The organism is Metabacillus sp. KJ11-3 (assembly GCF_055808295.1).
Window position 1 is genome coordinate 2,382,836 of the sequence record NZ_CM147865.1, and the last position, 22,222, is coordinate 2,405,057.

At 34.2% G+C, this 22,222-nt stretch carries 24 protein-coding genes and 3 pseudogenes; 6 read left to right on the forward strand and 21 right to left on the reverse strand.

Annotated elements, in window-relative coordinates:
• Nucleotides 1–38: 38 nt before the first annotated feature.
• A complete protein-coding gene (locus AC0L8O_RS12135) occupies nucleotides 39–464 on the forward strand; it encodes a DUF2621 domain-containing protein (RefSeq protein WP_026559244.1) in 426 nt (141 codons plus the stop codon).
• A gap of 84 nt (nucleotides 465–548) precedes the next feature.
• On the opposite strand, the gene AC0L8O_RS12140 is transcribed toward AC0L8O_RS12135, so the two are convergent.
• The 3 genes from AC0L8O_RS12140 to AC0L8O_RS12150 form a co-directional block, all read right to left on the reverse strand.
• Nucleotides 549–992: a CcdC family protein gene (locus AC0L8O_RS12140; protein WP_473448854.1), complete on the reverse strand. Its 444-nt coding sequence runs from the start codon at nucleotides 990–992 to the stop codon at nucleotides 549–551.
• Between the two features lie 237 nt (nucleotides 993–1,229).
• Nucleotides 1,230–1,589: a response regulator gene (locus AC0L8O_RS12145; RefSeq protein ID WP_026559246.1), complete on the reverse strand. Its 360-nt coding sequence runs from the start codon at nucleotides 1,587–1,589 to the stop codon at nucleotides 1,230–1,232.
• 278 nt (nucleotides 1,590–1,867) lie between these two features.
• Nucleotides 1,868–2,575: a cytochrome c biogenesis CcdA family protein gene (locus AC0L8O_RS12150; protein ID WP_026559247.1), complete on the reverse strand. Its 708-nt coding sequence runs from the start codon at nucleotides 2,573–2,575 to the stop codon at nucleotides 1,868–1,870.
• A 238-nt stretch (nucleotides 2,576–2,813) separates the two neighbouring features.
• Here AC0L8O_RS12150 and AC0L8O_RS12155 point away from each other — a divergent pair, with 238 nt between their 5' ends.
• Nucleotides 2,814–2,975 carry an aspartyl-phosphate phosphatase Spo0E family protein gene (locus tag AC0L8O_RS12155; RefSeq protein ID WP_084042933.1) on the forward strand — a complete coding sequence of 54 codons (162 nt, stop codon included), beginning with the start codon at nucleotides 2,814–2,816 and terminating at the stop codon, nucleotides 2,973–2,975.
• Nucleotides 2,976–3,387: 412 nt separating this feature from the next.
• Nucleotides 3,388–3,573, forward strand: a complete 186-nt coding sequence (locus tag AC0L8O_RS12160; protein WP_078434210.1) for a hypothetical protein — start codon at nucleotides 3,388–3,390, stop codon at nucleotides 3,571–3,573.
• Nucleotides 3,574–3,768: 195 nt separating this feature from the next.
• On the opposite strand, the gene AC0L8O_RS12165 is transcribed toward AC0L8O_RS12160, so the two are convergent.
• The 6 genes from AC0L8O_RS12165 to yneA form a co-directional block, all read right to left on the reverse strand.
• Nucleotides 3,769–4,149 (reverse strand): PH domain-containing protein, encoded by a 381-nt coding sequence (locus AC0L8O_RS12165; protein WP_473448281.1) that lies wholly within the window; start codon nucleotides 4,147–4,149, stop codon nucleotides 3,769–3,771.
• Between the two features lie 346 nt (nucleotides 4,150–4,495).
• The gene (locus tag AC0L8O_RS12170; protein WP_026559250.1) at nucleotides 4,496–4,714 is read right to left on the reverse strand and encodes a YneF family protein; all 219 of its coding nucleotides are present in this window, start codon (nucleotides 4,712–4,714) and stop codon (nucleotides 4,496–4,498) included.
• 86 nt (nucleotides 4,715–4,800) lie between these two features.
• On the reverse strand, nucleotides 4,801–5,250 hold the full coding sequence (gene sirA, locus AC0L8O_RS12175; RefSeq protein WP_026559251.1) for a sporulation inhibitor of replication protein SirA: 450 nt from the start codon (nucleotides 5,248–5,250) through the stop codon (nucleotides 4,801–4,803).
• 170 nt (nucleotides 5,251–5,420) lie between these two features.
• Nucleotides 5,421–5,651, reverse strand: coding sequence for a DUF896 domain-containing protein (locus AC0L8O_RS12180; RefSeq protein ID WP_078434216.1), 231 nt, complete (start codon nucleotides 5,649–5,651; stop codon nucleotides 5,421–5,423).
• Between the two features lie 119 nt (nucleotides 5,652–5,770).
• Complete coding sequence (locus AC0L8O_RS12185) at nucleotides 5,771–6,433, reverse strand: YneB family resolvase-like protein (RefSeq protein ID WP_473448283.1); 663 nt, start codon at nucleotides 6,431–6,433, stop codon at nucleotides 5,771–5,773.
• A 34-nt stretch (nucleotides 6,434–6,467) separates the two neighbouring features.
• Nucleotides 6,468–6,779 (reverse strand): cell division suppressor protein YneA, encoded by a 312-nt coding sequence (yneA, locus tag AC0L8O_RS12190; RefSeq protein ID WP_473448285.1) that lies wholly within the window; start codon nucleotides 6,777–6,779, stop codon nucleotides 6,468–6,470.
• Nucleotides 6,780–6,934: 155 nt separating this feature from the next.
• Here yneA and lexA point away from each other — a divergent pair, with 155 nt between their 5' ends.
• The gene (lexA, locus tag AC0L8O_RS12195; RefSeq protein ID WP_078434219.1) at nucleotides 6,935–7,555 is read left to right on the forward strand and encodes a transcriptional repressor LexA; all 621 of its coding nucleotides are present in this window, start codon (nucleotides 6,935–6,937) and stop codon (nucleotides 7,553–7,555) included.
• Between the two features lie 83 nt (nucleotides 7,556–7,638).
• Here the strand turns inward: lexA and glnA are convergent, their stop codons facing one another.
• From glnA to hflX, 4 genes and pseudogenes are all read right to left on the reverse strand, one after another.
• The gene (gene glnA / locus AC0L8O_RS12200) at nucleotides 7,639–8,973 is read right to left on the reverse strand and encodes a type I glutamate--ammonia ligase (protein WP_026559256.1); all 1,335 of its coding nucleotides are present in this window, start codon (nucleotides 8,971–8,973) and stop codon (nucleotides 7,639–7,641) included.
• 63 nt (nucleotides 8,974–9,036) lie between these two features.
• Nucleotides 9,037–9,438: a MerR family transcriptional regulator gene (locus AC0L8O_RS12205; RefSeq protein WP_216773238.1), complete on the reverse strand. Its 402-nt coding sequence runs from the start codon at nucleotides 9,436–9,438 to the stop codon at nucleotides 9,037–9,039.
• 106 nt (nucleotides 9,439–9,544) lie between these two features.
• Nucleotides 9,545–10,819: a methionine gamma-lyase family protein gene (locus tag AC0L8O_RS12210; RefSeq protein ID WP_473448288.1), complete on the reverse strand. Its 1,275-nt coding sequence runs from the start codon at nucleotides 10,817–10,819 to the stop codon at nucleotides 9,545–9,547.
• A gap of 3 nt (nucleotides 10,820–10,822) precedes the next feature.
• Nucleotides 10,823–12,030: pseudogene (gene hflX / locus AC0L8O_RS12215) on the reverse strand (GTPase HflX).
• 281 nt (nucleotides 12,031–12,311) lie between these two features.
• On the opposite strand from hflX, the pseudogene AC0L8O_RS12220 reads away from it, so the two are divergent.
• Nucleotides 12,312–12,940, forward strand: a pseudogene (locus AC0L8O_RS12220) (trimeric intracellular cation channel family protein).
• Nucleotides 12,941–13,030: 90 nt separating this feature from the next.
• Here AC0L8O_RS12220 and AC0L8O_RS12225 read toward each other — a convergent pair.
• Entirely contained in the window at nucleotides 13,031–13,375 is a 345-nt protein-coding gene (locus AC0L8O_RS12225; protein ID WP_026559261.1) for a hypothetical protein, read from the reverse strand.
• A gap of 325 nt (nucleotides 13,376–13,700) precedes the next feature.
• Between AC0L8O_RS12225 and AC0L8O_RS12230 the strand changes: the two genes are divergently transcribed.
• Nucleotides 13,701–14,024, forward strand: a complete 324-nt coding sequence (locus AC0L8O_RS12230) for a hypothetical protein (RefSeq protein ID WP_473448291.1) — start codon at nucleotides 13,701–13,703, stop codon at nucleotides 14,022–14,024.
• A gap of 37 nt (nucleotides 14,025–14,061) precedes the next feature.
• Here AC0L8O_RS12230 and AC0L8O_RS12235 read toward each other — a convergent pair whose 3' ends face one another.
• From AC0L8O_RS12235 to mutS, 7 genes and pseudogenes are all read right to left on the reverse strand, one after another.
• Nucleotides 14,062–14,415 (reverse strand): hypothetical protein, encoded by a 354-nt coding sequence (locus AC0L8O_RS12235; protein WP_473448293.1) that lies wholly within the window; start codon nucleotides 14,413–14,415, stop codon nucleotides 14,062–14,064.
• Nucleotides 14,416–14,526: 111 nt separating this feature from the next.
• Nucleotides 14,527–15,483, reverse strand: a complete 957-nt coding sequence (gene spoVK / locus AC0L8O_RS12240; protein WP_473448294.1) for a stage V sporulation protein K — start codon at nucleotides 15,481–15,483, stop codon at nucleotides 14,527–14,529.
• 340 nt (nucleotides 15,484–15,823) lie between these two features.
• On the reverse strand, nucleotides 15,824–16,051 hold the full coding sequence (gene hfq, locus AC0L8O_RS12245) for an RNA chaperone Hfq (protein ID WP_026559264.1): 228 nt from the start codon (nucleotides 16,049–16,051) through the stop codon (nucleotides 15,824–15,826).
• 38 nt (nucleotides 16,052–16,089) lie between these two features.
• Nucleotides 16,090–17,028 carry a tRNA (adenosine(37)-N6)-dimethylallyltransferase MiaA gene (miaA, locus tag AC0L8O_RS12250; RefSeq protein ID WP_473448296.1) on the reverse strand — a complete coding sequence of 313 codons (939 nt, stop codon included), beginning with the start codon at nucleotides 17,026–17,028 and terminating at the stop codon, nucleotides 16,090–16,092.
• 240 nt (nucleotides 17,029–17,268) lie between these two features.
• Complete coding sequence (locus tag AC0L8O_RS12255) at nucleotides 17,269–17,442, reverse strand: hypothetical protein (RefSeq protein ID WP_473448298.1); 174 nt, start codon at nucleotides 17,440–17,442, stop codon at nucleotides 17,269–17,271.
• 124 nt (nucleotides 17,443–17,566) lie between these two features.
• A pseudogene (gene mutL / locus AC0L8O_RS12260) lies at nucleotides 17,567–19,464 on the reverse strand (DNA mismatch repair endonuclease MutL).
• A 38-nt stretch (nucleotides 19,465–19,502) separates the two neighbouring features.
• Complete coding sequence (mutS, locus tag AC0L8O_RS12265; protein WP_473448300.1) at nucleotides 19,503–22,100, reverse strand: DNA mismatch repair protein MutS; 2,598 nt, start codon at nucleotides 22,098–22,100, stop codon at nucleotides 19,503–19,505.
• Nucleotides 22,101–22,222: the final 122 nt, after the last annotated feature.

Below are 22,222 nucleotides of genomic sequence, written 5' to 3' on the forward strand. Positions count from 1 at the left end.
TTTAATCCTTTATATGATTAGGACAAGAGGTGAATAAATTGTTAGCAGGTTGGTTCCTTTGGTTTATCTTGTTTTGGGTTGTATTTCTTGTGTCTATGCTTGCGATTGGCGGCTACTTCATGTTCCGGAAATTTTTACAAAGATTACCTAAAGAAGATGGAAAATCGGATTTGGATTGGCAAGACTACTATTTAGAAAAGACAAGACATATGTGGAATGATGATGAAAAAAATTTGCTAGAAGAGTTGGTAGAACCAGTGCCTGAGCTGTTTCGAGATGTTGCAAGAGCTAAAATCGCAGGAAAAGTTGGTCAATTAGCCTTAAAAGAGCAAGCATCATCAATCAATTTAGATTTAATCATAAGAGGTTATATTATGGCAACTCCTAAACGTGATCATAAATTTCTTATGAAAAGACTTACTGAAAAACAAATTGACTACTCTGAATATAAAGCACTTTTTTAATGACTAAAGAGCCAAGTCCTGTCACCAAAAAAGATCCGAAATCTAATGATTTCGGATCTTTTTAATGTAATTCAGCATGATAAGTTATTTATGGTTATTCGATAAATGATGTTCTTTCTGGACACGTAAAAAAGCACGATACATAGCAATTCGCCATGGAACAATCATTCCAAAAGCTAAAATCCAAAACATCCCACTTAGTTCCCCTACATCAATTGTCGTACTCAAAAAGGACTTCATGATGATTCGGATAATTAATAAACCTATTAATATGAAAGCAAATGCCTTGGATCGTTTTAAATAAATGTTATTATCTCTAATTTCAAAATTTGAAGTTTTAATTAAAAAAATAGAAAAAAACATTCCTACAAATAAAGCCTCAAAAAATTCCGCTGCTGTTACGCGAAAGAATGGATGAATAAACATCAACGCACCTGTACTCATAAAGATCGGTGGCAAGATAATCTTTTTAGCTGATGCTGGTTTTTTAGCAGATTTAAAACGAATGAATAATACAAATAAGGCCATTGCTACAGCAATGAACGATGAAACAACCGTTAACAATAATATCAATCCTTTACTAGTTAACTCTACATGTACTAGTATAAACGAATTTCTAAAGGATACCTAGAAAATCTCTAATAAAAATAACATATCCCACAGAATAGAAAATTCTCCTAATAGATCTGTTCAGACTCTAAGTGGTAAAACAGTTAAAGATAAAAACCATTTAAGATATAGATATCCTAAATGGTTTTTAATCTATTATCCTAATACTCGATCAATCGCTTCTAGTACACGATTTTCATCAAACGGTTTTACAATAAAATCTTTTGCTCCTGCTTCAATCGCTTCAACAACCATTTTTTGTTGTCCCATAGCAGAGCACATAATAATTTTTGCATCTGAATATTGCTGTTTGATTTCTTTTAGAGCTTCAATTCCATTTTTCTCTGGCATTGTAATATCTAAAGTAACCAAATCAGGCTTTTCCTTTTCAAAAAGTTCAACAGCCTGAATCCCATTTTCAGCTTCTCCTACAATTACATGGTTTGCCTTTTTCAATATATTTGACAAAGTCATTCTCATAAACTTGGCATCATCAACAATTAAAATTCTAGCCATGCCTAGCTCCTCCTCATACATGATGAGAAAAACCCAGCTGATCGTCTATAGACGAAAGCCTCAGTTTTTCTTATACTATCAGATATGATCTAAAATTCTGATAATATAAAAGAAAGATTGAACCCACACTCTCTCTTAATAGAAGGCGATTGACATTTGACTTAATTGGAGGCTATCTCATTTCTTTTAACCTTCAATGCAATATCTATCACACATATGACCATTATATCAAATTTATGTCTTAAATATAGTAAAAATGTCACTAAAATAGCAAAAGATTAAAAACCAGTGAATCCCCCAAAAATCCTTGTTAAGAAAATAATAATAGATGTCATTATGTCAAAAAATAACAGAATCCCCATAAAAATCATGAGATATCCTCCTATTTTCATTATCGCCATGTTATGCTTTTTAATCCAACCAAGCTTCCCGATAAAAAAGGATAATACGAGAAATGGAACTGCAAAGCCTAATATATAGGCAATCATATAAAGCATTGCGGATCCTGGATTTGTTGCTGCTAACCAAATAACCGCAGAGAGAATTGGTCCCGTGCATGGTGTCCAGCCTGCTGCAAAAGCCATGCCAATAAAGAATGTACCTATATAGCCTGTAGGACGATTTTTAAATTCAAACCGGTGCTCTTTCATTAAAAATTTAGGGTTAAAAACTCCAACTATCATGAGTCCAAATACGATAATTAACAAAGCTCCAATTTGTCTTATTAAATCTTGATAATTTTGAAAAAGTTCTCCTATAAAAGACGTACCAAACCCAAGTGCTATAAAGATTGAAGAAAATCCTAATAAAAAGAAGACTGTATGTAATAAACTTCTTTTCTGTAATAATGCATTTTCAGATTTTAGCTCACCAACAGATACTCCTGTTATATACGATAAAAATGCCGGGTATAGTGGTAAACAGCATGGAGAAATAAAAGATAAAAAACCTGCTCCAAAAGCTAAAAATATATTCACATCTGTCATATTACTCCTCCTAAAGAGAATGTCTTCTCTATTCTAGCAAAAGTTGTATTATTTTAAATGTTTCTTTATGTGACATTTTTATGTCAATTTCATATCTTATGGCAATTTTTCCTTTTCATTCCACCTTTCAACCATTTATAATAGAATCATTGCTGTTTATATCATATGTTTGAAAATGATATAATCGAAATAGCTAATCTATGCAAAGAAAGGACAAGTTCTCGTGTCTAAACAAGAAATGCTTCAAATGATTGAAAAGAAACGAGCCGAGCTAATTGACATTGTCCTACAAAATGGGCTGAATTCTAACATATCAATTAAATATAGCCAAGAGCTTGATGTATTATTAACACAATATATAAAAGAAGATTTACCTCATAAAAAGCAGGTTTGTTCATAAATCAAAATGAAAAAGCACATTAAACGTGCTTTTTTTATTGCTCATGAAACTATAAAATTCTTTGAACTGTGGATAAGTGCCCGGTATCCAGCTCCGAAGCACAGGATGTGAAAGTGCAGTCGTTGAGATCAACGTCGCGTTTTTAGACTGCCAGCGCCTAGCCTCTAGGGTCTAGCCACAAATGAATTGAAGACAAAGGAAATATTCTATTCATTTGCTTCTTATTTGCCCAAGGTTGATCAAGACGCTTGTGCTTTTGTTCTACGTTTCTACGTTTGATCGTATCTTCAACAAATTCCCCATTTTTAGTTTTACAAATTTTATTTTCCCTTTAAAAATGCGCCTTTAAATATGTATAATAGCCACAATTTAGACATATAATCTAACAATCCATTAGGAAGGAGGAAAAACCATGAATAGTCGGATTTTCTTATTCCTAGCAACAATTTTCAGTGGTTTTGCACTTATTCGAATTCCTTTAGCTGACACATTTCTAGCTAGTATCGAACCTGTTACAACGATAATTGGTGTATTAGCGATTCTAATATTCTCACTGGTACTTATTTATTATGGCGTTAGAAATTTGTTTAGTAAATAGAGGTATGGGAAAGTATTCCTTGAATGCTTTCCCTTTTTATATACGTGCTAACTACTAAACAAAACCGCAATCAATTGATCGCGGTCTTGCTATCTACATCAAATTTCCTTTAACTTTAAAAGAATTTCTAATAAGTTATTAATTAAACTAAAAATAAAATTTGAACTAGGCAGGATAAAAAAATTTTTACATCATTTATAACTTTGACACATACGTTGCTATTGCTCTTTGTACATCATAGATACTTTTGTCTTTTTTAAATTGTTTCGAAACTGGATTTGCCGTACTAGATATCCAGATCTTTAACTCTGCATCTAAATCAAAACTCCCAGCAGTCTCTACGCTAAAATGTGTAATACTCTTATAAGGAATAGAGTGATATTCAACTTTTTTACCAGTAACTCCTTGCTTGTCAATTAGAATTAAACGAGTATTAGTGAAAACAATTAAATCACGGATTAATTTATAAGCTTTTTCAACTTTTTCACTTTCAACAATTACTAACTCTAATTCTTTTTCCACTGATTTAATATCAACCTCTGAAACATTTCCCATTAACCCATCTAAAATACCCATATAAACCTCCAATATTAAAATAATTAATAATTTTTCCTTCTTTACATGGTTATTTTATTCCTAAGTATTATGTTTTAAGCCTTATACGGTAAATTCATTCATATTATTGCACTAGTTAGAAAATGAATGAATCAAAATAGTATTCATTTTAAAAACTGGAACAATAAAAACCACCCTTTATTGGTATAGTTTCCAACAAAATAAGTGGTTTTGGATTGGTCTAATGAAAAATAAAGCAAAAATAAGATCAAAATTTCAAAAAAAATAATTATCCTTTTTTCATGAAAGAATACGCATAATATATATCAAAACAAGAATATATTATCTTGTTATACCAACGTTTTTCTTATTTTTGCATTTTGTTCATTTGAGACATCATTTGATTGATTTTCTTTTGTGATGGTTTCATTCCCATTTGCATCATCATCATTTTTAGCATTTGTTCGTTAATTGGTGGATTTTTCTTCAGGTAATTCATCATATATTTACGCGCAATGAAAAATCCTAGTGCAACTCCAGCAAGTAGAGCTAGAATGCCTACTAGAATAACAACCCATAATTCCATTGGTTTTCCTCCTTCATGTTGTCTATCTTACAGTGTACTAAACCCATAGCAATTATACAACATTTGAACTATAATTTCTCTATTTTTCAGCCAAAATTTCTTTCTTTTATAGGGTTTAACCAACCATATCTTTCACCCTTAAAATCCATTGCTAAAAAACAAGGATCGAACTTTCTTAATACTTCAAAAAATATCGTTTCTGCTTCAAAACTTCCATCAGAAGAGAGTTCAAGATGCCGGTTTTTCACAATAAGGGTAGCGTTTCCGACATTTCCTTTTAATGCAATCTTATGTATATGATGGAACATTTGATAATCTGTACGTTTTGATAAATGTGTTCCTAGTAATTGATGTATAAATAAAGCTGGTATTGGTTTTGAAATATACTGAATTTGTTTTTCGATTGTACTTCCATGAGCTGAACGAGCTGTTGTCCAGTGAAAGTCTTGAAACAGATGGTAGATTTTTGATTCCCGCCCAAAATAGTGACTTGCAAACTCTTCTTCTATTAAATAAATATAATAGTGTCTCACCATTTCACTCTCCCCAACCATTCTATTTCTCTCATTATATAAGAAGTCAAAAGAAATAATTGTCTTAAACTGGAGAGATAAGGCACTATTTTTGTCGAACAGCTATAGTTTGAATCTGGTTAAACATCAGTTTCAAAAAGGAAACAGGAGGAATAATGGCCCTCCTCCTGTCATTAATGAAGATCTTTCCTTCTCTCATTTTTGATTTTTTGAGGTGTTACATCATTCCCATTTGGATCAACAACTGTAACTCCTTTAAGTGTAGTTTTCATAGAAGAGCGAAAAGCATCTAAATATTCCCTACGTAATGCCTGTTGTTCAACCTTTTCCTTATCCGTTAAGCCTTCTGTCTTTGATTTCTTAGATAATTTATTTATTCGATCTATTTTAGATTTTGGTAACATCATTTTACTCCTCACATTATTAATATATACTCAGCACACTGCGTAAATAATTTTTGGATATAAGTATTGTCACAAATGTCATCATACTAAATAGAGAAGAAAATAACAACTTTCTTAACTTATGTATCATCTAAATTTCGGTGAGTTTTTTCGAGGTGCTCTTTGTATCTTCTATGGACTGTCGCTTTGCTAACATCAAATCCTAAACCTCTCAGTGTTGCAGCTATTTCCTGAAATGTTAGCTTCTTATCTCTTAGTTTAATGATTTCATCAATTGGTACCTCTATCTTCTCACGTCCTCCTCCCTGTTCTTGATTCTTTAAATTATCCTGAGGATTAAAACCATTTTCTATCGCTCTCTGCATTCCTCTTTTAATCTTGTAATTTGTCAGCTTTCTTTGAAATTCTTCTACTGTTGCAAGAATACTCAGTATCATTGAATCTGTTTCGGATAACTCAGGCTCACCTTTTTCATTTAAGGTGAATACTGTGGCATCAAATTTCTTTATTTCATGTAAGAGTGCAATTTTAGCGTGACCTCGTCCTAACCGAGTATCGTCCTGAACTAATAATACAGATGCTTTCTTGTCTTTTAACAATTCAAGCGCTTCAATAATCCCATCACGATCAACATCAAATCCACTATGCCTTTCTTCAATTACTTTAATAACCTCCATACTGTGAGTTTCCGCTAGTGTAAGAAGCTCTTCTTTTTGTCTATCAATTGAAGTATCCTGTGTATCTTTCTCTGTACTAACACGACAATAAATAATTGCTTTCATTTCTGTCACACCTATCAATTCATTCTTTGTTGTTTTATTCGCTCGCTATCTGTTGAAATTGTTGGAATTCTTCCTTTTGTATTGGTACAAAAACGATGTCCCCTGGAGCTATGGTAGTTGAATGAATATGATTTTTTTCCTGAACCCATTTGACAAACTCTTGTTTCGAAATACTATGTTTCTCTTGAAGCTGATCTGCAATCGACCAGAGACTATCACCCTCTTTAATTTCGACTTGGTGATATTTTTCTAAGCTGTCTGTTTTATTTGTATAAGTAATTCCTGCTGTAATGGCTAATAGAACAACAAAAAAAGCTAGTATGTAAGATAAAGATTCTTTTTTCATAATAACACCCCGTAAGAATATTTGTTCGTATTTATACTTAAAGTATAAGACGAACAACTGTTCTAGTCAAGCGTTTTTTTCGAACTTATGTTTGTATTTATAGGTAAATGATGCTATAATAAACATAAATTAGAGGATCCGAGGTGTCACAGAGGATGACAAAACTATCAAAAAGACAACAAGATATTTTAAGCTTCATAAAAGATGAGGTCCAAAAGAAAGGATATCCACCTTCTGTCCGTGAAATTGGTGAAGCTGTAGGTCTGGCATCAAGTTCAACTGTCCATGGACATTTAGCTAGATTAGAATCCAAAGGATTAATTAGAAGGGACCCAACAAAACCTAGAGCAATTGAGATTTTAGAAGAAGAAACACCCCATATTCCAAAGAGTAACGTGGTAAATGTTCCGGTTATCGGAAAAGTCACTGCTGGTCTTCCTATAACTGCTATCGAAAATGTAGAAGAGTATTTTCCTTTACCCGATCGCTATATTTCGGAAGATGAACATGTCTTTATGCTAGAAATTATGGGTGAAAGTATGATTGAAGCCGGTATCTTAGATGGAGACTTAGTGATTGTTCGCCAGCAACAGACCGCAAACAATGGTGATATTGTTGTCGCTATGACAGAAGACGACGAAGCGACATGTAAAAGATTTTTTAAAGAAAAAGATTATATTCGTCTGCAACCTGAAAACTCTACAATGGAACCTATTATTTTACGAAATGTAAGTATTTTAGGTAAAGTAATTGGCGTTTATCGTACAGTACACTAGGCTTATCTTAAAAGATAAGCCTTTTCTTGTTTTGCTCTAAATACAAAAAAGCCTCAACAATAGTCGAGGCCTTCTCTATTCTATTAATACATTGACATGTATTGTTCTCTTTCCCATGGGTGAACTTGAGTACGGAACATATCCCATTCGATTTCTTTCGCTTCAATGAAGTGTTCAAATAGGTGCTCACCTAACGCATGTTTCATTGTGCTATCAGCTTTTAATAAATCTAGTGCCTGAGCTAATGTTGCCGGTAAATCCACGATCCCATTTTCAATACGCTCTTCTTTTGACATAACATAAATGTTGCGGTCAATTGGTTTTGGAGCTTCAAGATTATTTTTAATTCCATCAAGACCGGCTGCTAATAGAACACTCATTGCTAAATAAGGGTTTGCTGCAGGGTCAACGCTACGTACTTCTACGCGTGTACTTAGGCCGCGAGATGCTGGAATACGAATTAATGGACTTCTGTTTTGCGCAGACCAAGCAACATAACAAGGTGCTTCATAACCAGGGACAAGACGTTTATATGAATTAACCGTTGGGTTTGTCACTGCTGTAAAGGCAGGAGCATGCTTGATTATACCTGCAATAAATTGTCTTGCGGTATCACTTAATTGCAAGTCTCCATTTGGATCTAGGAATGCATTTTCACCTTTACTGAATAAAGATAAGTTACAGTGCATACCTGAACCATTAACACCAAATAAAGGTTTTGGCATAAATGTAGCATGCAAACCATGTTTGCGAGCAATTGTCTTAACAACTAGCTTAAATGTTTGAATATCATCACATGCTCTAATAGCAGAAGCATATTTAAAATCAATTTCATGTTGCCCCGGTGCCACTTCATGGTGAGAAGCTTCAATTTCAAAGCCCATTTCTTCTAGTTCTAGAACGATATCACGACGGCAGTTTTCACCAAGATCAGTCGGTGCTAAGTCGAAATAACCGCCATTATCATTAAGTTCCAGAGTCGGCTCACCTTTTGCATCTAATTTAAATAAGAAAAATTCTGGTTCTGGCCCTAAGTTGAAATCAGTAAACCCAAGTTCTTCCATTTCAGAAAGAAGACGGCGTAAGTTATTACGTGGGTCTCCTGCAAACGGAGTTCCATCCGGATTATAGATATCACAGATAAAACGTGCTACTTTTCCTTTTTCAGCTGTCCAAGGGAAGATTACAAATGTATCTAAATCTGGATATAAATACATATCGGATTCTTCAATTCGTACAAACCCTTCAATTGAAGAACCATCAAACATCATTTTATTATCTAGTGCTTTATCTAGCTGACTTGTTGGGATTTCAACATTTTTGATTGTTCCAAGAATATCCGTGAATTGCAATCGGATATATTTTACATTATTTTCTTTTACCAAACTCACTATATCTTCTCTTGAATATTTAGCCACCCTTAAAATCTCCTCTCCAATTTCAAAAAGTTTATATTCAATTTTTAATTGCTACTACATTAATTAGTGGAAAAATCTCGACATGTCTCCATGTCTTAATGTAGGTCGATTAAAACGACCCGCTTGCATGAGCTCGGATTTAAGAAGCTTACGTAACTCTGAATCGCTTATATCAGGTTTTTCAACTGTTTTAGGTTGCTCTTGTTTTTCTTCACTATGTGAGCTATTGCGAGAAAAAATCTCTTTTATTCCTGCTAAGTTGACACCCTGTTCAATCAAATTACGAATCTCCAATAATTTATCTACGTCGTTAAAAGAAAATAATCTTCTATTGCTCTCTGTTCTAGCTGGAAAGATCAATTCATTTTCTTCATAATAACGAATTTGTCTTGCAGATAAATCGGTGAGCTGCATAACAATTCCAATAGGAAATAGGGGCATTGAGCGTCGAATATTATCACTCATGTTATTCGCTCCTTTAAGTTAACTAATTTCATTATAACCTATGTAACATTATGTGTCAATCAAATGTCAGCTTACATAACATATAAATCAATATCTATATTGGTAGTTAACTAACAATCGAGATTAAGTTTTTGTCTATTAAGGAATCAACAGCTGAACAAACCGCAATTTTCACATGAGTGTATGTTAATCCGCCTTGTACATAAGCAACATATGGTGCTCGAATTGGACCATCTGCAGACAACTCGATGCTGGCTCCTTGAATAAACGTGCCTGCCGCCATTATGACATCGTCTTCATACCCAGGCATATAATTCGGGTATGGAGTTACATGAGAATTAATTGGTGAAGAATATTGGATCGCCTGACAAAAGGCAACCATCATGTCTGGATCATCAAACTGCACAGATTGTATTAAGTCAGTTCTCGTACTGTTCCACATAGGACTTGTCTTTAATCCTAGTTCCTCTAAAAAGCCTGAAGTAAATACTGCTCCCTTCAAAGCTTGTCCCACTACATGTGGTGCTAAAAAGAATCCCTGATACATTTCCTGCAGACTATATAGAGAAGCACCAGCTTCGGCTCCGATTCCCGGAGATGTCATTCTATACGAGCATGCTTCGATTAAATCTTGTCTACCAACAAGATATCCACCTGTTTTAGCAAGTCCACCACCTGGGTTTTTAATTAGAGATCCAGCCATTAAATCAGCACCAACATGACAGGGTTCTAACTCTTCTACAAATTCACCATAGCAGTTATCTACAAAAATGACAATATCTTCTTTTAAAGATTTAACAAACTTTATCATTTCCCTTATTTCTTCTATTGTAAACGATGGTCGTGTGGCATAACCTTTTGATCTTTGAATGCCAATCAATTTAGTTTTGTTTGTTACAGCATGTTTTACTGCGTCATAATCAACTGCTCCATCTTTTTTTAATTCCACAGTTTGATAATCGATTTGAAATTCTTTTAAAGAGCCAATCCCACTACCCCGAATTCCTACAATCTCCTCAAGGGTATCATATGGCTTACCAGTGATATAAATAAGTTCATCACCTGGTCTTAATACTCCGAACAACGCGATGGATATGGCATGAGTACCTGAGATTATTTGTGGTCGAACTAATCCTGCTTCACCACCAAACACGTCAGCGTAAACTTTTTCTAACGTATCCCTTCCAATATCATCATAGCCATAGCCTGTAGTTGGGATAAAGTGAGAGTCACTCACTCTATGCTGTTGAAAGCTTTTTAAAACCTTGAACTGATTTAATTCACTTATTTTGTCTATTTTTAAATGAATAGGTTGGATCTTCTTTTCCACTTTTTCTACAATCGGTGATAGCTTGCTACCATATTTCAAAAAATCAAACATCTTTTAACCCTCTCCGTTATACTTCTCTAGTTGTGAATGAATGGAGTGTTCTGGAAGAACAAAACCTTCAATTTCATACATTTCACTTTCTTCAATAAATTTTATTTGTTCAATTAAGGACTCTGTTTTCAATTGTGAAATCAGTCTCCCTTCATTCGAAGGCACAAGAACAGAGTAATGTTTCATAGAATTCTTAGCAACCGTTTCAACCTTAGCTAACAAAAGTTCCAGATCTTTTTCATTAAAAGCTGAAATTTTCACATAATCAGCAGAGGGAGAAGGTACAAATGAATTAGAAGTAAGATCCTTCTTATTATACACCGTTAAAATTGGCTTGTCAGAGACTTCAAGTTGTTCCATTAATTTATAAACAGTTTTTTCATGGTTTGAATAGTCGTCGTTAGAGCTATCCACTACGTGCAAAATAAGATCAGCTTCTTTAACCTCTTCCAAGGTAGAGCGAAAGGCAGCAACCAGGGTTGTTGGTAAGTCTTGTATAAACCCGACAGTATCTGTTATAAGTGCTTGATATGTAGAAGGTAACAATACCTTACGAGTCATTGGATCCAATGTAGCAAACAACAAGTCTTCTTCAAAACTTCCTGCTGTTGTTAAGCGGTTAAAAATCGTTGATTTCCCTGCGTTTGTATAACCTACTAACGCAATTTGAAACGCCTGGTTTTTCTTACGACGCTCCCGGTAGCGATTTCTATGACGTACAACAGTTGAAAGTTGTTGTTTGATTTCATTAATACGATTTCGGATATGTCGACGATCGGTTTCCAATTGTGTTTCACCAGGTCCTCTTGTACCAATCCCTCCCCCTTGACGCGATAGGGCAATACCTTGACCAGATAATCTTGGAAGTAAATATTGAAGCTGTGCCAATTCTACTTGAAGTTTTCCTTCTTTAGACTTTGCACGTTGAGCAAAGATATCTAAAATTAACTGTGTACGGTCGATAATTCTTACATTTAATATCTCAGATAAATTTCTAAGCTGACTTGGAGATAGTTCATCATTCAAAATCACAATATCAGGACTAAGTTCCTCCACAAGGTTTAGTAATTCATCAACTTTTCCTTTTCCAATATATGTCGCAGGATGCGGTCTCTCTCTTTTTGAGTTAATTGAACGAGAACTTCACCGTTTGCCGTTTTCGTTAATGAGCCGAGCTCCTCCATCGAATATTGAAAGTGTTCATCTTCCATTGTTTGTAACTGACACCCAGCCAATATAACCTTTTCTTTAAGTGAGTCTACTGTATTTTTCAATAAAAAACCATTCCCTTACGCTATTTTAGCAATCTAATCATACCAAATATTTACGTTGTTCACTAATTATTTCTATAGTATAGACATAATTCTTGAGATTGTATTCCGGAGATTTCAAGTAGATTGAAAGTAAATCTAACAAAAAAACATTGACCTTTAGCTTATTTCCCATTTAAAATTGTCTGAGCTATAAAAAGTGCAACCTGGAGGAATGGACATTGACTTGGGAAGTTTTAAGTATAATTGGCACTATTGCATTTGCTATAAGTGGCGCAATTGTTGCAATGGAAGAGGAATATGATATTTTAGGTGTTTATATCTTAGGAATTGTCACCGCTTTTGGTGGTGGTGCTATTCGGAATCTATTAATTGGGGTGCCTATTTCAGCCCTATGGGAGCAAGGACTATTATTTCAAATCGCTCTTTTTGCAATGACATTGGTTTTTTATTTCCACATCGTCTATTACAGCACTGGCACAAATGGGGAAACCTAACAGATGCTATCGGTCTTTCTGCATTTGCTATACAAGGAGCTTTATACGCTGTTGAGATGGAACATCCCATTAGCGCAACCATTGTTGCAGCTGTTTTAACCGGAAGTGGCGGAGGGATAGTTAGAGACTTATTAGCAGGTCGGAAACCTCTTGTTCTAAGGGCTGAAATATATGCATTTTGGGCGATCATAGCTGGTTTTTTAATCGGCTTCAAGGTAGTAGATCAATCATACGAGCTGTATATCCTTTTTCTCCTCATTGTCGTTCTTCGAGTTCTGTCCTATACATATAAATGGCGACTGCCGAACCGGAGATTTCATGTGCCATCAAATAAAAATACCATGGCAGGATGAAAATTCCCACGACTATGATTTGATCTTGTAATCATCCATTTCAGATAAAAAATGGCAACTCAAAATTTGTCAGAGTTGCCGTTATATCTCTTACGCACTTAACAGCCTGTTTGGTGCTTTTTTTGTTTGATTTATTTTACATTTAACATATGTTTGAGTCGTATCAAACATATCTGCCACATATAACGTAGCTCCGTAAAATGTTCTATCGTTTGACATCTCCTCATTCACAATATATTCATAAATGGCTGATTCAATATCAATAAAAAAAGGATGCACACGATAATTTTTTACAATTATTTGATAAAGTTGTATAACTAAAAACGGATTTTTATTGTATTTTTCAACTAATCCATTAACTCTATATTCATTAAGTGACAATCCATTTTCTACAAGATCCTTTAACTCTTCTAAAAATAATTTGTTATCACTCATTTCTGATCACTCCTTCTTATACTTTGTATTCTAACATCGGCAGACTTGTTTTGAAAGCGTTAACATCATTGATTTCAATAGCTTTTTTCGATCAAATCCTTAATCTTCTATGCTGATTACGTATCACTTTGCATTGTTATTCATAAATGGGTATACATACTCTTTACAATGTTAGGATTAAATAAGACACTACCTAATTAACGTATTGACCTTTTATACATATACTGTAAACCTTGCTTTATTACCGATGAAAAGGTATTTTACTCACATTTTTAAGACACAAGAATAACTTATTAAAAACGTCTTTAAAAAGGTGTGAAGAAATTTGAAATGGAGAAATTATGGACTATGGATGTCTATTGCATCTGTATTATATATGGTTTTTAGAGACTTAGGCCTTCAAATTGACCTCACTAGTTGGGAAACATATGTCACATCTATATTAGGGATCCTTGTTACACTAGGAATTATTTCAAATCCTGAAAGCGGGAGAGGTTTTTTCAATGCAAAAACACCTCCAGATCTTTCAGAGAAATCAGTGAATAGTCAACAATCACTACAGCAAAATACTGTAACAAACGAGATGAATGCTGAAATTGTATCAGATGAAATGACACCTGATCGTCAGTATGTTCCATATGAAAAATAATTAAAAAAGATAGCCTTCACATCCGGAGGCTATCTTTTTAATCCTTCTCTGCTTCAATTTTTTCAACTCTAACAATACCATCAATATGATTTTCAGACTCAACATAAGCTAAAATTTTATCGTGAACTTTTATTGAATCGGTTATAGGATATTTTACACGATCACGGTGAAATTGTATTTTTGACTTTCCATCAACAGATTCCCCGAAGTATTGGTTTCCGTCAACTTCTGTAATGATGTATGTAAGGGTTTTGTAATTTCCCAATGGTTCGGATTTAACTGCCGTTTCCTTTGTTTCTCCTCCATTTGGAAAAGAATACATTAGCACGATCGATAACATGATTAATATTACAACTAGAATGATTAATAAAGTAACCTTTGTTTTCATCATTACCTCCAATAAAACAAAAAAAGTCCCATCAATTAGAACGATATGATAGATATAATCAGAATCAAAGAAAATCAACAGGAAGCCCAAGCTACTTTTCCTGCTGATGTAGGATCAATTCTCATCGGAAATGACTAAATCCTGACTTTTGATTGTCAAGAGATCTTCTCTATGGTACTTGTCGGTTAATAATAACCTCATAGCTTGGGAGCGAATCGACTTTTCTATTATATTTCGAACATAACGACCGTTACTGAACTTTGAGGGGTGTGTTACTGATTTAACACTCATTAAATGTTCTTTCAATTTCATAGCTGCATCTTGATGAAACTTATATTCTCTTTCTGCCATCATTAAATTCGAGATTTCCATTAAATCATCAACCGAATAATCAGGAAAATCAACAACTAATGGAAACCTTGACAATAAACCCGGATTCAATGATAAAAAATGTTCCATTTCTCGAGGATATCCAGCTAATATTAAAACAAAATCATGTTGTTTATCTTCCATATGTTTTACTAAAGTATCTATTGCTTCCTTTCCAAAGTCCTTCTCTCCACCTCTTGCAAGGGAGTATGCTTCATCAATGAACAGTATACCGCCTAGAGCCTTTTTTACGAGATCTCTTGTTTTTTGTGCAGTGTGACCGATATATTCACCAACAAGATCAGCCCTTTCAGCTTCAATAAGATGGCCTTTTGAAAGAACATTCATTTGAAAAAACAACTTTCCTACAAGTCTAGCTACAGTTGTTTTACCCGTCCCCGGATTACCTTTAAACATCATATGAAGTGCTTGTTTACCCGCTTTTAGTCCTTGCTCCTCTCGTTTTTTATTAATAAAGATCCACGCATATATTTCTTTTATCATTCTCTTCATCTCATTCATACCAACAAGCGAACTCATTTCTTCTTCTATTTCATTTAGGACTGCATGTTTAACCTCAAGCCTTGGAATTTTTAAATCATAAGAAGAAGGACTAACTTCTATCTTTTCTTTTGACTGATTATTTAAAATAATGTTTATCTGTCCATTTGTCTTGTATGTGACTGCTTGATCCCGTTCCATAGATGTCCACCTCACAATCTGCTCCGATTAAAGAAAAGGCTTTATGACTCCATACCCTAGCCTCTATTAAGTTATTTATTTCGACAAGTTCATTAAGATCAAAAATAAAAGAACTGTTGATTATTTACGAAAACACAAGAATCTTGTTGCTTTTTGCGCTTTCCCAAGAAATATTTATTCCTTTTATTTATATGCTGATATTTTCAAGTTACAACCTAAGCCATTAGTTTCTATATAAAATGTATGAAGGGACATGCAACTAAATGAGGACTTTTTGCGGTGGAAGGAAAGATAATAAAGAAAAGGAGTTGATGAAAGTATCATCAACTCCTTTTCTTTATTACTGCTCCAGCTCAATTTGAATATTCTTTTGTGGTGAAAATGTAGAGATTGCATGTTTATAAATTAGTTGTTGTTTTCCTTCTGTTTCTAATAATACAGTGAAATTATCAAAGCCTTTAACAAGACCTCTTAATTGAAAGCCATTAAGTAAAAAAACAGTGACAAATGTGCCATCTTTCCGTAATTGATTAAGTACTTGATCCTGAATATTAATAGATTGCTTCATGTTTCGTCCTCCTCTTTTCTCTATACCTTTTAATTCGATTAAAGTTGAAGCTTTCCTGCTATGTATGAAAAAATTTCATCCACCATTTGTTCGTTTTTTATCGGTGGTGTCATATCAAACCATTTTACATCCATTTTATTTCGAAACCATGTTAATTGCCGTTTTGCATATCTCCTGGAATTTTGTTTTAACTGATTCAGTGCTTCATTGTACGATACTTTCCCATCAAAATAATCATATATTTCTTTATATCCAATTGCTTTGATTGATTGTGTATCCCGCAGACCTTGATTATAAAGGCCTTTCACTTCATTAAGAAGGCCATTTTCAACCATTATATCTACACGGTCATTTATACGCTGATACAGGAGATCACGATCCATCGTTAACCCAATAAGAGCCACATCAAATAACAACTTATTTTCTTGTTGTTTTAGATGTTCATGCATTGGAATTTTTGTACAATGAAAAATTTCAAGAGCCCTTATTACTCTTCTTGTATTGTTCGGATGGATCCTCTCGGCTGATACAGGATCAACTTGAGTTAATATTTGATGAATTGCCTGCTCACCTTTTTCATTTAGTTCCACTTCAAGTTTTTTTCGAAATTCCGGATCAGATGGAGCCTCCGTAAACTGATAGTCATATAGTACAGATTGTATGTAAAGGCCTGTCCCTCCAACTATCATGGGCATTTTGTTTTTATCCGTAATTTCATTAATTAAAAGTCTGGCTGTTTCCTGGAATTCGGCTACTGAATATGCATCATCAGGTTTCTTAATATCAATAAGATGATGTGGAATCCCTTCCATTTCTTCCTTGGTAATCTTAGCTGTACCAATGTCCATTCCTTTATAAATTTGCATTGAATCACCACTAATTATTTCACCGTTTAAACGATGGGCAATTTCAATACTAAGTTTAGTTTTACCAACTGCTGTTGGTCCAATAATGACAACAAGTTTCTTTCTTTCCAAATACAACCACTCTTTCAAAGCAAATAGATTCTACGTTCATCATCTTAACATGGGAATCAATGGAACACCAGTTTATTGTTGCCGTTTTAACACAAATGTAAACATAGGTAGAAAATCGGGTTTTTAGTTTACATAATAATATTATGTAATAATACTTTAAGTGTTTCAAATATTAAGTATCATACATACAGATGAAATTCAATCCTATATCCCCAAATAAAAAGCCCTCATAATGAGGGCTTAACGCTTTCTGCTTTTATACTTAATTTTTTGAACTAGCTCAATATAAGAATCCAACAGGACAAATGGCCAAAAAAGGATTGTGAAAATTGCCTTAATACTATTAACTTTTCTATATTTATAAAGTGAGAAGACGATTCCAATCATCATGTAAATAATTAGGTCAATTAACATGACAATTCCTCCTTTTTCGGTATTATATTCATCCATTACCTGTTCAGTTCATAAAAAACAAGAAAATACCTGCTTTGCATGAAAAAAGGTAAAACCTCAATTCAAAGGTTTTACCTAAAATAAATCACATCACACGTTTAAACATCTTTTCCATATCATAAGTAGAATAATGAACAATAATCGGGCGGCCGTGAGGACATGTAAAAGGATCAGAAGACTTTCTCAACGTCTCCAACAAAGCAAAGATCTCATCATTTCTCAAATGATGATTTGCCTTAATGGATGCTTTACAACTCATCATAATGGCTGCTTCTTCTCTAAGCTTTTTAATATTAATTTTTTTCTCATCAAGAACTTGTTGTATGATCTCCTCAATTGTTTCAGTTTCTTCACCTTTTGGAAACCATTGCGGATGTGAGCGGACAATGTAACTATTACGACCAAATGGTTCTAAGAAAATTCCAACACCAGATAAAGTTTCTAAATGTTCTTCAATAATCATTGCCTCATCATTCGAATATTCAAATGTTAATGGAACTAAAAGCTCTTGTACCTCAGACTGAATTTGACCAACTTTTTCACGATAAAATTCATACTTGATTCGTTCTTGTGCTGCATGTTGATCAATGATAAAAAGACCTTGATCATTTTGCGCTAATATATATGTTCCATGCATTTGGCCGATGGGATATAGAGGAGGAACACGATTTTCTTGCTCGAAAACTTCTTCATCCTCATCTATTTCCGCTGCATTATGAGTAGGCTCAATCTCTGAAACGTGTTCAACATATTCAAGTGCTTCTGTTTCTTTTTCATCATGATCTTGTTCCACTTCACTATTATCCAATGGATATAACGGTTCTGCCTGGATAGGCTGGTTGTTCGGCGTTTCTTTTACAAAGGAACTTTTCACTGAATTATAAAATGTTGGCTCTGTTCTTGTCACTGCTTCTGCATGATGTTCAAATGTAAATTGTTGTTGATGATCTGTTGACTTTATTACTTTTGTTTTTGGAATTTCAACTGACGGAATAAGCTGTTGCTGCTTAAAGACATCCTTTATTCCATTCGTAATTAATTCATTTAACTCCGCTTCCTTACTGAGTCGAACTTCAAGTTTTGAAGGATGCACATTAACATCTACAAGTAACGGGTCCATGTTAATTTCTAAGAAAACGATAGGAAAACGACCAATTGGAAGTAACGTATGATACCCTTGTTGAATCGCTTTTACTAAAGGATAATTTTTAACAAAACGACCATTAATTATTGTTGAAATGTAATTTCTGGAAGCTCGAGTCATTTCTGGTAATGCTAAAAAGCCATTAATCTCAAAATCTAATGATTCCAACGATAGTTTTTTCATTTTTTTTGCTATCGAAAGGCCATAGATAGAAGATAAGACTTGACGAACATCACCATTACCAGTTGTATGAAGAAGCTTCTTGCCATTATGAACTAGTCGAATGGAGACCTCGGGATGTGCAAGGGCAATTCGATTGACGATATCTGTAATGTTTCCTAACTCTGTGTGTACTGTTTTCATATATTTTAGTCTAGCAGGTGTATTAAAAAATAAATTTCTTACCGAGATATCCGTTCCTTTTCTGCTGGAGGTTGACTCGTGTTTTTCAATTTTCCCACCGGATAGAATAAGGTGAGTACCAGCACCTTCGCCTGTGCTTGTCTTCATTTCCAATAACGAAACAGAGGCGATACTTGGCAATGCCTCTCCCTAAAACCTAATGTTCTTATACGGAACAAGTCATTTTCATCTTTTATTTTACTTGTAGCATGACGATGAAAAGCATTAAGACAATCATCCGGCACGATTCCGTCTCCATTATCAACAATTCGTATTTTACTTAATCCAGCTTCCTCTATATCAATTTCAACAATTGTACTATTTGCATCAATTGCATTTTCAAGTAATTCTTTCACAACAGATGCCGGTCGCTCTACTACTTCCCCGGCAGAGATTTTGTTCGAAAGCATATCGTCAAGACGTATTATTTTCCCCATTTTCTCACCGCCTTTAATTTATGATCGTTTCTTAAAAACTATTTAACTTTTTTCTGTAACTGATAAAGCTCATTCATTGCATCAAGAGGTGTCATCTCCAGCAGATTCAGCGATTTTAATAGGTCAAGAACTGATTTCTCCTTTTTAGACAAAACAGGTTCTTTTACCGATACAACTTGTTCATCAGGGAATAAAGAAAGCTGTGAATCTGTTAAGGAATCCTCTTTTATAACTGCTTTTTTCATTTTTGGCAATGTTGTTGTATCTGAACGATCTTGTTCTAATTCGGTTAATATCTGTTTTGCACGTTGTATGAGTGAAGGTGGAAGATCAGCAAGCTCAGCCACATGAATACCATAACTTTTATCAGCTGCTCCCTCTTCGATTTTATGAAGGAAAACAACTTTCCCATTTTCTTCGATCGCTTTTACGTGAATATTTTTTAATGAGCTTAAATGTGTTTCAAGAATCGTTAGTTCATGATAATGTGTTGAAAATAATGTTTTTGCACCAATATGTTCATGAATATGTTCAATAATTGCTTGGGCAAGTGCCATCCCATCATAGGTCGATGTGCCTCTTCCAATCTCATCAAAAAGGATTAAACTTTTAGATGTTGCATGAGCAATCGCATTTTTCGCTTCCAGCATTTCCACCATAAATGTACTTTGACCGGAAATGAGATCATCTGCTGCTCCTATTCTTGTAAATATTTGATCAAAAATTGGGAGCACGGCTTCAGAAGCAGGGACATAACATCCGATTTGCGCTAATATTGCTGTTAATGCAACTTGACGCATATACGTGCTCTTACCTGACATGTTTGGCCCTGTTATGAGAAGCATTTGGCGCTCCTGACTAAAATAGCAATCATTTGCTACATATTCTTGAGAGTCCATCACCTTTTCAACAACTGGATGACGACCATCTTTAATAAATAGCTCGTTATTAGTTGAAAATATCGGCTTACAATAATGACGATTTTCACTAACTGTAGCAAAACATTGTAAAACATCAAGTTCACTTAAACGTTTAGCCAATTCTTGTAGTCTTGGAATATATTGCTTAACATTCTCGCGAATTTCTACAAATAGTTGATATTCAAGTTCCACTATTTTTTCTTCAGCCTCTAAAATAAGTGATTCTTTTTCCTTAAGAGCTGGTGTAATAAATCGCTCAGCATTTGATAAGGTTTGTTTTCTTTCATATAGGCCCTCTTCCAAAAGATGAAGATTTGCTCTTGTTACTTCGATATAATAGCCAAATACTTTGTTATAACCAATCTTTAATGACTTAATTCCTGTTTTTTGACGCTCTTGCTGCTCTAATTGAGCAATCCATGTTTTTCCGTTACGGCTGGCATCACGATATTGATCCAATTGTTGATGATATCCATCTTTAATGATATTACCTTCTTTAATAGAAAGTGGTGGATGATCAATGATACTATCTTCAAGAAGTCTCGATAAATCATTACAAGCATCGAGTTTTCTTAAAGTAAAGTGTTCATTTTGTAATCCTGAACAAAGTTCCGTAATAAAGGGAACTTGTTGCAAGGATTTTTTTAACTGAATTAAATCTCTGGCATTTACATTACCAAACGCAACTCGTCCCGCTAATCTTTCAAGATCATATACTTCTTTAAGCAACGCTCTTAAATCTTCTCTCTCAAAGTAGTGATCTATAAGAGTATCAACAATATTCAGCCGTTCTTCAATCTGATCTCGACTAACCAGAGGCTTATCTACCCATTGTTTTAACAATCTGCCCCCCATCGCTGTTTTTGTTTCATCTAAGAGCCATAAAAGGGAACCTTTTTTTCCTTTTGAGCGGATGGTTTCAGTTAATTCAAGATTTCGCTTTGAAAACAAATCAATTTTCATTGCATCCTGAAGGTAGTACACTTTTACATTTTGTAAATGATCCAGACTACGCTTTTGGGTCCGTTCTAGGTATGTGATAAGTTTTGCAAATGTTGAAACAAGTCGTTCATCGTTTACATCCCTTACTAAGGGTTTAAAATTGTCATGAATCAATGATTCGGACTGGTAGGACAAAGTTGCTTGGCATCGATCAATTAATTGTTTTTTCCATTGTTCCTGTAAGTCATTTGACATGACTATTTCTTTTGCACCTACAGAATATACTTCATTTAGTAGTTCATCAAAGCTCATACAGAGTGCCACCAGGTTCTCGCCTGTTGTTAGATCACTAAGAGCTAACCCGAATTGAGTTCCAAAGACTGATATTGAAGCAATATAGTTATTCTCTTTTTCCTGAATACCTTTTCCATCCATCACTGTTCCAGGTGTAATAAGTTGGACAACTTCTCTTCTTACAACACCCTTTGCCTGTTTAGGATCCTCTGTTTGCTCACAAATGGCCACTTTGTACCCTTTTGATATAAGCTGTTCTATATAGTTTGGTGCAGAATGGTAAGGAACTCCACACATTGGAATTCTTTCTTCACCACCACCGTCACGACTAGTTAATGTAATTTCTAGTTCTTGTGATGCAGAAATTGCATCTTGAAAGAACATTTCGTAAAAATCTCCTAAACGAAAAAATAAAAAGGCATCTTCATAATCTGCCTTAATCTTTAAATATTGCTGTATCATCGGCGTATAAGTAGCCATGTTAAACCTCCAATACCACAGTTAACGTGCATTTTTTCATACATTCCATTATAACATAAATCGACAAATTGCTGTGATATTGACTAAAAGGGAATTTACGTAAATAATACTCTATTATTTTT